Raw genomic sequence first — 12,527 nt, forward strand, 5'->3', positions numbered from 1 at the left:
CGGCAATTAATCATGGACTGAATAATCGATTATAGCTGTGTTAAGGGGGTTCAGTCGCCCGTTATTCCCGTTTGCTGACGACCAAAGATCACTTCCATGCGCGCGCCGCCTAGCAGGCTGTCACCGGTCAGGATCTGGCCGCCATACTGCTCGACAATTTCGCGTGCCACCGACAGCCCGACGCCCTGGCCCGGACGCAGCGTGTCGGCGCGCTGACCGCGATCGAAGACCAGCTCGCGTTTCGCCAGCGGAATACCGGGGCCATCGTCCTCGACAACAATGTGCAGGGTGTCGTCACTCTGCTGAACGGAGACCTCAACAAACTCGAGGCAATATTTGCAGGCGTTATCCAGCACATTGCCCATCACTTCCATAAAGTCGTTCTGTTCGCCGACAAAACCCACCTCCGGCGAGATATCGAGGGTGATATTGACCCCTTTGCGCTGATAGACCTTATTCAGTGCGGAAGTGAGGTTATCGAGAAGTGAGGCGACCGGGTGCAGTTCGCGGCTGAGCATGCTGCTGCCACGCATGGTGGCTCGGTGCAGGTAGTAACCAATCTGCTGTGAGATGCGACTGATCTGCTCAAGCATCACCGGTTCGGCCTCGCTGACGCTCATCTTGTCGCTGCGCAGGGAGCGCAACGTGCTTTGCAGCACTGCCAGCGGCGTTTTCAGGCTGTGAGTAAGATCCGTCAAGGTGGTGCGATATTTGTCATAGCGTTCGCGCTCGCTTTTCAGCAAGCGGTTGAGGTTCTGCACCAGGCTGGTCAGCTCGCGGGTCGTTTCCGGGTTAAGTTGCTCGCGGTGGTGCTCCTCCAGCTCGCGCACTTCGCGCGCCAGATCCTCAATCGGCCGCAGGCTCCACCAGGCCGCCAGCCACAGCAGCGGGATCACCAGCAGCAGGTTGGCTGAGAGCACATAGATAAACCAGTTCCACACCATATAGGAGCGTTTAAGCTCGATCGGGATGGTATCGACGACTACGATGGTCAACTGCGGCATACGCGCGGTGGCAGGGTAGAGGTTTACCGCCACCGAGTGGGTCATTTCAGAGTCGCTGTCATCTTCGCGGATTGCTCTGAGTTGCTCCGAGGCGGCGTGATCGTCGTTGATCAGCGTGCTGGTGGCGTCAATATCCGCTTCGATTTCGTGAAAACCATCGCTTTTCAGCCACTCCGGCTCAATACGCTTTTGTAGCCACGGCACATTGCGCTGAGACCAGATCAGCTTGCCGTTTTTGTCGTAGATAAAGGTCATGGTCGGGCTTTGCAGATCGAGGTTTTCCGGCAGGTCGATCTCAAGCGTGTTCTCTTTCCACTGCGCCAGCGTATAGAAGAGGTTGCTCTCGCCGCGCAGCAGCCGGAAGGTGGTTTTATCGAAGCTGACGCTGTAACCGACCAGCGCGACCACGCCATAGGCCAGCGACAGCACCATCACTACCGCGGCGGTGGCGAGTAAAAAGCGCACCCGCAGTGAGAGCGGAAAGAGGTGCCGCAGCAGGCGTTTCATTTTGGCAGTTCGAAAAGATAGCCCTGACCGCGTACGGTGGTGATCACCTCATCGGGATACTGGGCCTGGATCTTTTTGCGCAGGCGACCCATCAGCACATCAATGGTGTGGCTCTCGCGCAGTTCCGCATCGGGATAGAGTTGCAGCATCAGCGAATCTTTGCTCACCACTTTGCCGCTGTTACGGATCAGCGTCTCCATAATGGTGTACTCAAAGGCGGTGAGTTTGACCACCTCTTCGTTGACCGAGAGTTCACGGCGTGAGAGGTCGACCTGGAACGGCGGCATGGAGATCAGCTGTGAGGCGAGGCCGCTGTTACGGCGCATCAGCGCCTGAATGCGCGCCACCACTTCTTCTATATGAAACGGTTTGGTGACGTAATCATCGGCGCCCGCGCTCAGCACTTCGACCTTATCCTGCCACCCTTCGCGCGCGGTAAGCACCAGCACCGGCAGTGAGACTTCATGGCTGCGCCAGCGGCGGATCAGCGACAGGCCATCTTCATCCGGCAGGCCAAGATCGACAATCGCGATATCCGGCAGGTGTTCGTTCAGAAAGTAATCCGCTTCCTTTGCATCTTCGGCGGCGTCGACCTGATGTCCCAGCTCCTGCAACTGCACTTTTAAGTGGTGGCGCAGCAGAGCATTATCTTCCACAACCAGTACGCGCATCGTCAGACCTCTCCCTCTATTTTTGGAGTGAATAGTTTAACGCTGATTTTGTTACAAGAGGGATAAACATTTACTCAACCGTAACAGGAAGATGCCCTCTTTCCGGCGAAAGAGGGCGGGCAGAGCGGGCGGGGATTACTTCAACTCATCAACCATGGTGATAGCGCGACCAATATAGTTGGCCGGCGTCATCGCTTTAAGGCGCACTTTTTCGTCCTCCGGCAGTGCCAGGCTGTCGATAAACTGCTTCATCCCTTCGGCGTCAACGCGCTTACCGCGGGTCAGCTCTTTCAGTTTTTCGTACGGCTTCTCAATGCCGTAACGGCGCATCACCGTCTGGATCGGCTCGGCCAGCACTTCCCAGTTGTGATCCAGCTCATCCAGCAGGCGGTCGCGGTTCACTTCCAGTTTGCTGACGCCTTTCAGAGTCGACTGGTAGGCGATCAGCGCATAACCGACGCCGACGCCGAGATTACGCAGCACCGTGGAGTCGGTCAGATCGCGCTGCCAGCGCGAGACCGGCAGTTTGCTCGCCAGGTGTTGCAGCACGGCGTTCGACAGGCCGAGGTTACCTTCGGAGTTTTCGAAATCAATCGGGTTCACTTTATGCGGCATGGTCGAGGAGCCAATCTCCCCGGCGATGGTCTTCTGCTTAAAGTGGTTCAGGGCGATATAACCCCAGACATCGCGATCGAAGTCGATGAGGATGGTGTTGAAACGCGCCATGCAGTCAAACAGCTCGGCGATGTAGTCATGGGGCTCAATCTGCGTGGTGTAGGGGTTCCACTCAATGCCTAATGAGGTGACAAACTCTTCGCTGAACTGGTGCCAGTCCACTTCCGGATAAGCGGCGATATGGGCGTTATAGTTGCCAACCGCGCCGTTGATTTTGCCGAGAATCTCCACCTGGTTCAGCTGGCGGTACTGGCGCTCCATACGGTAGGCGACGTTCGCCATCTCTTTACCGATGGTCGACGGGGTGGCCGGTTGACCGTGGGTGCGCGACAGCAGCGGAATATCACGGTACTCAACGGCCAGCGCTTTCACCGCGTCAATCAGCTGACGCCAGTAGGGCAGGATCACCTCATCGCGGGCGCTTTTCAGCATCAGGGCGTGGGAGAGGTTGTTGATATCTTCGGAGGTGCAGGCGAAGTGGATAAACTCAGAGACCGCGTGCAGCTCCGGAACCTCGGCCACTTTCTCTTTCAGAAAGTACTCCACCGCTTTCACGTCGTGGTTAGTGGTGCGCTCAATAGTTTTGATGCGCTGCGCATCTTCAACTGAGAAGTCCGTAACGATTTTGTCGAGGAAACCGTTTGCGTGATCGGCAAAAGCAGGAACTTCCTTGATCGCCGCGTGTGCCGCCAGTTTTTGCAGCCAGCGTACTTCAACCTGAACGCGAAACTTCAGCAAACCGAATTCGCTGAAGATCCCGCGCAGCGCGCTGACTTTATCGCCGTAGCGTCCATCGACAGGGGAAACGGCGGTCAGTGAGGATAATTCCATAAGTCACAACTCCGGGAGGTTAACAATGAGCGAGAATGTGTTTGGCCTGTGTCGACAGGCGATTACGGGAAAACATTAACTGTAGCCGACCGCCGCCCACCTGGTGCCAGAGCACGGCGGCGCGGATGCCAGCCAGCAGCGTGGCGCGCACTTTGGCCTGCACCTGAGCGCTTTGCAAAATGGCAGGGGAGCCGGTGACCTGGATGCGCGGCCCGAGCGGGCTGATGACATCGACATAGATGGCGGCCATCGCACTCAGCAGGGTGTCGGATTGCAGATCGAAGTGTTCAAGCTGGCGCTGCAGGCCGCCAATGCGGGTGCCGAGCGTCTCCATCGCCGCTTTTTTTGCCGCCAGCTTGCGCTCGAGCACCATCATGCTCAGGGTGTAGCGGGTCACTTCCCCGTTCAGCCCCTGGCGGTTGCTGCCGTTGAGCACGCCCAGCAGCGACTCGAGGCCAATGCGCAGGTTGGCTTCGCTGCCGCCAAACACGCCGAGGGTGGAGTCCGGGTTCATATCGATAACGCTATTAAGGGAAACGTGCAGCGCGTCGGCGTCACAGTGGCCCTGGTGCGCAAGCTCCTGCACCAGACGTGCTGACTGACAGATGCCTGCCAGCGCCAGGGTAATGTCGTAATAATTCTTCGCCACACTTACTCCTTTTTGTGCCCGCGTCTGAGTGCATCTGCGCGGGCGTTAGCCAGTCCGATATCGCTAAAACAGAGTTAAACCGGCAGCGGCAGGCGCTGCTCGATAATGCCGCCGCCAAGGCAGACGTCATCCAGATAGAAGACGGCGGATTGACCCGGCGTGACGGCAGCCACCGGCTCGTCGAAACGCACTTCGATGCGATCGTCGTCCAGCGCCGTGACGGTGCAGGGGATATCCTGCTGGCGGTAGCGGGTTTTCACCGTACAGCGCAGCGTGCCGTTGACCGGCTCGCGATCGACCCAGTGCAGCTGCTGGGCAATCAGCCCGACCGACATCAGGCGCGGGTGATCGTGACCCTGGGCGACGATAAGGATATTGTTTTCGACATCTTTGTCGACCACATACCACGGATCTTCGCTGCCCTCTTTGGTGCCGCCGATGCCTAAGCCTTTGCGCTGGCCCAGTGTGTGATACATCAGGCCCTGGTGTTCGCCGATCGCTTCGCCATCAACGGTGACGATTTTGCCAGGCTGTGCAGGCAGATAGCGGCCGAGGAACTCGCGGAATTTGCGCTCGCCGATAAAGCAGATACCGGTCGAGTCTTTCTTCTTCGCGGTGGCAAGGCCCAGCTCTTCGGCGATTTTACGCACCTGAGGCTTTTCCAGCTCGCCGATCGGGAAGAGGCTCTGGGCGATCTGTTCATGGCCCAGCGTATAAAGGAAGTAGCTCTGATCCTTGTTGCCGTCGAGACCGCGCAGCAGGCGGCTTTTGCCGTCGACATCGGCGCGGCGCACATAGTGGCCGGTAGCAATATAGTCCGCGCCAAGATCTTCGGCGGCGAACTCAAGGAAGGCTTTAAATTTGATCTCTTTATTGCAGAGAATATCGGGGTTTGGCGTACGCCCGGCTTTGTACTCCGCCAGGAAGTGCTCAAAGACGTTGTCCCAGTACTCGGCGGCAAAATTGACGGTGTGAAGCTCAATGCCGAGCTTGTCGCAGACGGCCTGCGCGTCGGCCAGATCCGCCGCCGCGGTGCAGTATTCCTCGCCGTCATCCTCTTCCCAGTTCTTCATGAACAGGCCTTCCACCTTGTAACCTTGTTGCTGTAACAGGTAGGCGGAAACGGAAGAGTCGACACCGCCGGACATGCCGACGATCACTTTTTTTGGGCTATCAGACATAGAATACTCACAACGAAGAACTTCAGGGCGGCGTATTCTAGCACGCACTGCTCGCTCAGGCATCCCCTGTAAACGGCCAGTTAAATTCCGCGATTGTTGCCAGCGGCAGACGCTGGCCGCTCTGGTAACTGCGAATACTCTCGGCAACCAGCGGCGAGCGCAGGTTTGAGGCGGTAAGGATCTCCTCAGCCGTGACCCAAAGACAGCGGTCAATGTCGCTGTCGTGCGGCTCAGTGGCGCACGTTTCGTTAAGCTCGATGGCAAACAGGAAGCGCAAAAAGGGCGTGTTGTCGGGCGCAATCCACTGATGCATGCGGATAAAGTGCTGCGGCGCGGCGTCGATGCCGGTCTCTTCCCACAGCTCGCGCTTCGCGGCCTGCACTAATGTTTCGTCCGCTTCAAGATGACCGGCAGGCTGGTTCCACAACACTTTGTCGCGAATTGTCTCTTCGACAACGAGGAACTTTCCCTGCGCATGAACCACACAGGCTACGGTGACATGGGGTTTAAACATCGATTTCTCCCTGGCAGTTAAGCGTCACGCCATTCGCCATTGGCGAGGTTTTCCAGCGTGTAGTTTCCCATAGCGTAGCGGATGAGGCGCAAAGTGGGAAAGCCAACGTTGGCAGTCATTCTCCGCACCTGGCGGTTGCGACCCTCATAAAGGGTGATTTTCAGCCAACAGGCCGGGATCGATTTACGCTCGCGGATCGGCGGATTGCGCGGCCACAGCCAGGCGGGCTCCTCGACGCGCTCAACCTCGGCGGGCAGGGTAGGACCGTCGTTGAGCGTCACGCCAGCGCGCAGCTGCGCAAGGGCCTCCTCCGTGGGTTCGCCTTCAACCTGAACGAAGTAGATCTTCCCGGTGCGTTTACCCGGCTGGGTCAACCGTGCTTGCAGCGCGCCGTCGTTGGTCAGCACAAGTAAACCCTCGCTGTCGCGATCGAGGCGGCCTGCAGCATAAACGCCGGGAACGGCAATATACTCTTTCAGGGTGCTGCGCCCGGCTTCATCGGTGAACTGGGGTAAAACATCGTAGGGTTTATTAAACAAAATGACGCGCGTTGGCGCGCTTTTTTCAGCCGTTCGGGCGGGTTGCCGTGAGCTGAATCGCTCAAGCTTGTGATTTCTATAAGAAGTTTTCTTCATGGTATTTTCACAGGTTATCAATTGCCGCATTATAGCGGAATCATGATTGCCTTTCATGGCGTCGAACTATCGGTTAGTATTGACGGGCTCATTACAATTCATTAACAAAAAACGGTTTGCTCTGTGTGATTCACGTAACAGGTGAGCGGACGCAGTCTGAGCGCCCCGGCATGAAGTCAGCGAGCAAAACAACCAGAAGCGCTCGAAGGAGAGGTGAATGGAAAGCAAAGTAGTTGTTCCGGCGGAAGGTAGTAAGATCACCCTGCAAAATGGCAAGCTCAACGTTCCTGTTAACCCGATTATCCCGTTCATTGAAGGCGATGGTATCGGCGTTGACGTGACCCCGGCAATGCTGAAAGTGGTCGATGCCGCTGTGGAAAAAGCCTACAAAGGTGAGCGTAAAATTTCCTGGATGGAGATTTATACGGGCGAGAAATCGACCCAGGTTTATGGCCAGGATGTCTGGCTGCCGCCTGAAACACTGGATCTGATTCGTGATTACCGCGTAGCGATTAAAGGCCCTCTGACCACCCCGGTTGGCGGCGGTATCCGTTCTCTGAACGTTGCCCTACGCCAGGAGCTGGATCTCTACGTCTGCCTGCGCCCGGTGCGCTACTACCAGGGCACCCCGAGCCCGGTGAAACAGCCTGAACTGACCGATATGGTCATCTTCCGTGAGAACTCCGAAGATATCTACGCCGGCATTGAGTGGAAAGCTGACTCTGCCGACGCGGAAAAAGTGATCAAATTCCTGCGCGAAGAGATGGGCGTGAAGAAAATTCGCTTCCCGGAACATTGCGGTATCGGCATTAAGCCGTGCTCCGAAGAGGGCACCAAACGCCTGGTTCGCGCAGCGATCGAATACGCCATCACCAACGACCGTGACTCCGTGACGCTGGTGCATAAAGGCAACATCATGAAGTTCACCGAAGGCGCGTTCAAAGATTGGGGTTACCAGCTGGCTCAGCAAGAGTTCGGCGGTGAGCTGATCGACGGCGGCCCGTGGCAGAAGATCAAGAACCCGAAAACCGGCAAAGAGATCATCATTAAAGATGTGATCGCCGATGCATTCCTGCAGCAGATCCTGCTGCGTCCGGCTGAGTATGACGTTATCGCCTGTATGAACCTGAACGGTGACTACATCTCCGACGCCCTGGCGGCACAGGTTGGCGGTATCGGTATCGCGCCTGGCGCGAACATCGGCGACGAGTGCGCACTGTTCGAAGCCACCCACGGTACCGCACCGAAATATGCAGGTCAGGATAAAGTGAACCCGGGCTCCATCATTCTGTCCGCAGAGATGATGCTGCGTCATATGGAGTGGTTCGAAGCCGCAGACCTGATCGTTAAAGGCATGGAAGGCGCAATCGCTGCCAAAACCGTGACCTACGATTTCGAACGTCTGATGGATGGCGCTAAGCTGCTGAAATGTTCAGAGTTTGGCGACGCGATTATCGCGAACATGTAATCCGCGCTGCGGGTTGTACGAGAACGGGAACCGGTTGGTTCCCGTTTTTATTATTAGCAAATGAACGGTTATCAAAACGGACTATTTTAATCCTTTCGATTTTCTATCATTCTCGTGAAATGCATCGAAATCATCAATCGTGAAGTTTGTGTCAAGTCCGGATTTTTTGATATCTGTAGAATTAATATTCATGCTGCTTATGATTTCCAAAAAAATATTATCGTCGTCTGAACGATTAGGTTTCATTGCTAAATATGTTGTTCTGTTTATACAGTAGGCCATAAAATCAGCGATTTGTAATAATGGCTCAGTCTTTGATGAACCATAGTAACCATAATAATTGCCAGATCGGTCCTGGAAGTACTCATAGCCAAATGGCTCTTCTGGTTGCTTGATCCCTTCATCCATAATAATAGTGAGATGCTCTGGGATTTCTTTAACCCTTCGTCGTATTTTTAATAATAATGCGATTGATAATTCGCTATTTTTTTTATTTTCCGGAACGCCATGACTTAAAATATCTACCAATGGTCCTAAGTCAGGTAATGTTCTTTCATCGACAGTTTGAATTATTACTTCCCATCTGTGGTGACGATAAATAGTTGCAAAAAAACCAATTATGGCCAGTTTCATCTGTTTAGGAAGTTTTTTCCACTCACCTTTTTTATTAATAATATCTTTGAAATGAAATTCAGATACGTTTAATTTAAATTCTTTGTTGATTTCATCTAGACAATTGGGAAGTTGCTCCCTCACATCTTGAGTTTCCTCATTACTAAATATAACCGCAACGTGAGTTCGCCTATTGGATGTAACGTATTTTGATGAAGGGGAAGTCGGGTCGCTGTATGTGTCATCTATAGCAATAAACATATATTCCTCTTAATGTATAATATATTTATAAAATAACGGTTTTCCAGGTTTTTCCCCTGTCATCATTGTACATTTTCGTCTGATAAGAGTTTTTATGTCCTAAAAGTGATTTAGTGTCAACTCCTTGTTTCTTATATAATCGCTCAGATAAAGATCTTTGCTCATGAAATGTTGCTGGAGTCCCATTACTCCAATCTATCATCGCTTTATCTCTGGATTTGCTGAAATTCATCGTTAGCGTGTTGGCTTTTACCTGAGCCCCCCGTTCTGCCGGCGAAGTGGCACGGAAAAATGCACGAGATAGGGACTAACTGCGTAATCTCGGCAACGAGTTATAACTTCACGTAAGCTCCAGTTAATAGCGTTCAGACGAAGCGACAGAGGAATAGCTATACGGCTATATAGCGGATATAGATTCGGTACGCTTACATTATTTTTACGGGGTCTGGCAGCCATTGTTAAGGATCCTTAATAACTTTGGTGAATCAGAATGCTCGATAATGGGCGAAGCTAATTCCCCAACCAATTCGGCATTTTCACGTACACGCCACAACCTCCCTTGCTTCATCGCGGGTGGCGAAAAAAGGTTTTGTTTTGCATAACGACGAAGAGTGGAAACACTGGGTGGATTGCTGCGATATTTATCTGCTGCCCATTCCTCAAGCGTCAACATCTGAATCATGGTCGGTTCTCCGCTACCGGCTGCAACCGGTTATTTAAGTCTGTAGGCACATGACGAGCACCCTTGGCGGGTGCCGTCGTTACAGCTGATAAAAATCTCCGTTCGCAGGCGGCCGGGGACACTTGCTTATCCTGGCCGGTACCAGCGCCGGCATCGGTACGTGCTGCCGGTGTGCTTCTTCCAGCAGGTTCGCCAGCTCCAGCACGCGCGCTTTGCAGTCCATTGCTTCAGCGCGCCACCAGATCACATCTTCACGCAGGCGGCGTTGGCGTCGCAGCTTAAGTTTGCTCGGCATTACCCCTCCGCTTTTAATTTGATGCGATCCGCTTCTTGTCGGCGTCACGCTCTGCCAGCAGGGCGAGAATGTTGGCTGGGTCACCGAGTCCCGACGTGAAGCTATAAAAATGGGGGCTTTGCTGATTCTCGACACTTCAGCAACACCAGTAGATGGCTCTGTGATTATGTGCCACCTGGATGAGAAACTTCGTATGCTGCGGTTGCGTCTTTATCCGAGCCCGAGGCTGGAGGAACTGGATCGGCCCGAAATAACCTACTCAATGACGAATGAGGATTATGACGGTCGACTGATTTTCAAGGGGGTGATCACCTACATCATCAATGACGCCACAACAGGGGAGTTCGACGACTGTCCGGTGATGAAATTTGTCAGGGGTTTTACCTTCATTTTACCTTAGTTTTACCTTTGGCAAATTTCAGGCATAAAAAAATCAGCCGTAAAATGCTGGTTTAATTGGGAAATTTTGGTCGGCACGAGAGGATTTGAACCTCCGACCCCTGACACCCCCATGACAGAGGATCCTATCTTAAGAGCCGCTCAGTGCCAGAAGCGGACGTTGAGATGTTAAAGGTGACAAAGAATCGTCATAACTACTGGTGTGAATAATTCCGAAAAGCTGTCCACTTTAGTTAACCGATTTTCTGCCTTTAATTTCATAGAGCTATTTCTGAAATTCTTTAAAGTTAATTTCCAGATGCTTACGGTACCGGAGGATATCACTGTCGATGTCAGGGCTTTTCACAACATCATTAGCAATAAATGTTGGCAGCGATTTCAGACCAATGAATTCATTAGCCTTATGGAAATGCAGATAAACGCCGTCTACGCCAACCCCGCCAAAGAACTGCGCCGGGTCATCAAAAGCCTCAAGAGGAGCATTCCAGGTCAGTGAAAGCATGTAATGTTTGTCAGCCAGCAATCCGCCTGAACCATATTTTTTAGAGGGGTCCTGACGCGTTCTTCCATCACTTTCATAAAATACCCCATGGCCGCCCGTAAAAACTTCGTCCATATAGCGCTTTACCGTCCACGGTGCGCCCATCCACCATCCTGGCATCTGCCAGATAATGCAGTCACTGCTGGAAAATTTCTTAATTTCATCTTCAACGTAATAATCGCTGTCAGCCAGCGTGACAGACACACTGTGTCCCATCGCTGTGAGATGTTCCCTTGCTACAGATGTCATAAAATGATTGAGTTCCCCCCCCCGAGTGAGAAAACTCTTTGCCGCCGTCAATGATTAAAATCTTACTCATTTGTTTAATTAACCCTGATTGAAAAAAGACAGGTTAACTTTATTACCAGGTCTGTTTTAACAGCTTGTGCCAGTAAAGCCACTCTTTCTTTCAACTCCGATGCTCAGGTCTGTTCCATAGGGCGGGATTAAGATAAAAACCTATTAATTTCAGTCATTTATTCCGAAAACATTTCAGGATTATCACTCTTTGATAAAGTTAAAAACAGATTTATTTTTTAATAAATACCATGTAATTAAAGTCCTGCCAGCCTGATTAATACTTTAAGGTCCAGGCCTTGCTTATTAGTAGTAAAACAAGAGCAGTGAGCCAAAAGCAGAGCATTCCTCCAGTCAGTTATCTGAGAAAACTCTCTGCTTAAGATAATATGCGCAGTCGCCTTCGCTTTTTGAGAAAAACTCTGTCAATACCTCAATGCAGGCTTTCACCTTCAGCGGCATATTTTCACGCGACGTGTGGAGTGCGTAGACGGGGCGACTTTCTGCCCTCATGTCGCTGAACAGAACTTCTACGTTACCCTGAGCAATATCGTTTATGACCCAGATCATCGGTACAAAGGCAATTCCCCGTCCGGCCTGCAGCCAGTCAATGAGCACGAGCGGGTCATTTGTCGCATAGCGCCCCCTCGGACGCAGGCTTATCTGAGTGCCATCCGGCGATGTCAGGTTACAGATGTTATCCGGCTGAATGTCATACTCCAGCCACTCAAATTTTTCGAGTTCATCAGGATGAGCGGGCCTGCCTGCTTTATTCAGATAGTTTCTGGCTGCACAGACAGCCATAGGCATACTTCCAATCCTTCGGCTGTAAAGCCCCGAATCCTCAATGTCTCCGAAGCGCAGTACCACATCCAGCCCGTGAGATATCAGGTCGGGCGCCGGGCTTGCCGTAACCAGATTCACGCTGAGTCCGGGATATCTTTCAAGTAGCTGAGCACTGACATGCGTCATCACATAGTGCGCCATAGTAGGCGAGCATCCGATCCGCAGGACGCCGGAAGGACGCCCATTAAAGGCAAACATGTTTTCTTGCGTCTGCCTTGCTTCATCAAGCGTTCTGCAGCATCCCCGGTAAAACATTTTCCCGGCTTCGGTGAGCGCCAGGCTACGGGTTGACCTGTTGAGAAGCTTAACGTGCAGTTCCTCTTCCAGCTTAGAAATGACCAGGCTTACAGAGGGTACGCTGAGATCGAGCTGCCGGGCTGCACGGGTAAAGGAACCGGACTCGGCAACCTGGACAAATATCATCATGCTTCGGAGTGTCTGCATTGTTTACTCTTTTTA

The 12,527-nt window shown here is 52.8% G+C and carries 13 protein-coding genes and 2 pseudogenes; 2 read left to right on the plus strand and 13 right to left on the minus strand.

The features are described 5' to 3' along the window. Window positions 1-50: 50 nt before the first annotated feature. The 7 genes from phoQ to rluE all read right to left on the minus strand — a co-directional run bounded on the left by phoQ (window position 51) and on the right by rluE (window position 6,697). On the minus strand, window positions 51-1,511 hold the full coding sequence (phoQ, locus tag HF650_RS09570; RefSeq protein WP_187802155.1) for a two-component system sensor histidine kinase PhoQ: 1,461 nt from the start codon (window positions 1,509-1,511) through the stop codon (window positions 51-53). After that, window positions 1,508-2,182 (minus strand): two-component system response regulator PhoP, encoded by a 675-nt coding sequence (gene phoP / locus HF650_RS09575; RefSeq protein WP_023481368.1) that lies wholly within the window; start codon window positions 2,180-2,182, stop codon window positions 1,508-1,510. Before phoP ends, phoQ begins: the two co-directional genes overlap by 4 nt. A gap of 135 nt (window positions 2,183-2,317) precedes the next feature. Further along, entirely contained in the window at window positions 2,318-3,688 is a 1,371-nt protein-coding gene (gene purB / locus HF650_RS09580; protein WP_187802156.1) for an adenylosuccinate lyase, read from the minus strand. 19 nt (window positions 3,689-3,707) lie between these two features. Then, window positions 3,708-4,337: a high frequency lysogenization protein HflD gene (gene hflD / locus HF650_RS09585; protein WP_042717549.1), complete on the minus strand. Its 630-nt coding sequence runs from the start codon at window positions 4,335-4,337 to the stop codon at window positions 3,708-3,710. Between the two features lie 74 nt (window positions 4,338-4,411). Beyond that, on the minus strand, window positions 4,412-5,518 hold the full coding sequence (mnmA, locus tag HF650_RS09590; protein ID WP_187802157.1) for a tRNA 2-thiouridine(34) synthase MnmA: 1,107 nt from the start codon (window positions 5,516-5,518) through the stop codon (window positions 4,412-4,414). 55 nt (window positions 5,519-5,573) lie between these two features. Next, entirely contained in the window at window positions 5,574-6,032 is a 459-nt protein-coding gene (locus HF650_RS09595) for an NUDIX hydrolase (protein ID WP_187802158.1), read from the minus strand. A 17-nt stretch (window positions 6,033-6,049) separates the two neighbouring features. Next, entirely contained in the window at window positions 6,050-6,697 is a 648-nt protein-coding gene (rluE, locus tag HF650_RS09600) for a 23S rRNA pseudouridine(2457) synthase RluE (RefSeq protein WP_187802159.1), read from the minus strand. A 187-nt stretch (window positions 6,698-6,884) separates the two neighbouring features. Here rluE and icd point away from each other — a divergent pair, with 187 nt between their 5' ends. Then, window positions 6,885-8,135 carry an NADP-dependent isocitrate dehydrogenase gene (gene icd / locus HF650_RS09605; protein ID WP_023481567.1) on the plus strand — a complete coding sequence of 417 codons (1,251 nt, stop codon included), beginning with the start codon at window positions 6,885-6,887 and terminating at the stop codon, window positions 8,133-8,135. Window positions 8,136-8,216: 81 nt separating this feature from the next. Here icd and HF650_RS09610 read toward each other — a convergent pair whose 3' ends face one another. The 4 genes and pseudogenes from HF650_RS09610 to HF650_RS09625 all read right to left on the minus strand — a co-directional run bounded on the left by HF650_RS09610 (window position 8,217) and on the right by HF650_RS09625 (window position 9,985). Further along, window positions 8,217-9,008 (minus strand): DUF3800 domain-containing protein, encoded by a 792-nt coding sequence (locus tag HF650_RS09610; RefSeq protein ID WP_187802160.1) that lies wholly within the window; start codon window positions 9,006-9,008, stop codon window positions 8,217-8,219. 25 nt (window positions 9,009-9,033) lie between these two features. Continuing rightward, window positions 9,034-9,407, minus strand: a pseudogene (locus HF650_RS09615) (tyrosine-type recombinase/integrase); the annotation flags it as partial. A gap of 37 nt (window positions 9,408-9,444) precedes the next feature. Continuing rightward, the gene (locus tag HF650_RS09620) at window positions 9,445-9,690 is read right to left on the minus strand and encodes an excisionase (RefSeq protein WP_187802161.1); all 246 of its coding nucleotides are present in this window, start codon (window positions 9,688-9,690) and stop codon (window positions 9,445-9,447) included. A 79-nt stretch (window positions 9,691-9,769) separates the two neighbouring features. Beyond that, complete coding sequence (locus tag HF650_RS09625) at window positions 9,770-9,985, minus strand: hypothetical protein (RefSeq protein ID WP_187802162.1); 216 nt, start codon at window positions 9,983-9,985, stop codon at window positions 9,770-9,772. A gap of 109 nt (window positions 9,986-10,094) precedes the next feature. Here HF650_RS09625 and HF650_RS09630 point away from each other — a divergent pair, with 109 nt between their 5' ends. Then, window positions 10,095-10,385: a humD gene (locus tag HF650_RS09630; protein WP_187802163.1), complete on the plus strand. Its 291-nt coding sequence runs from the start codon at window positions 10,095-10,097 to the stop codon at window positions 10,383-10,385. 264 nt (window positions 10,386-10,649) lie between these two features. Here the strand turns inward: HF650_RS09630 and HF650_RS09635 are convergent. Continuing rightward, window positions 10,650-11,244, minus strand: a pseudogene (locus HF650_RS09635) (NAD(P)H-dependent oxidoreductase). Window positions 11,245-11,576: 332 nt separating this feature from the next. Then, window positions 11,577-12,512 (minus strand): LysR substrate-binding domain-containing protein, encoded by a 936-nt coding sequence (locus HF650_RS09640; protein ID WP_187802164.1) that lies wholly within the window; start codon window positions 12,510-12,512, stop codon window positions 11,577-11,579. Between the last annotated feature and the right edge of the window lie 15 nt (window positions 12,513-12,527).

This window comes from Kosakonia sp. SMBL-WEM22, assembly GCF_014490785.1.
Lineage (GTDB): Bacteria > Pseudomonadota > Gammaproteobacteria > Enterobacterales > Enterobacteriaceae > Kosakonia.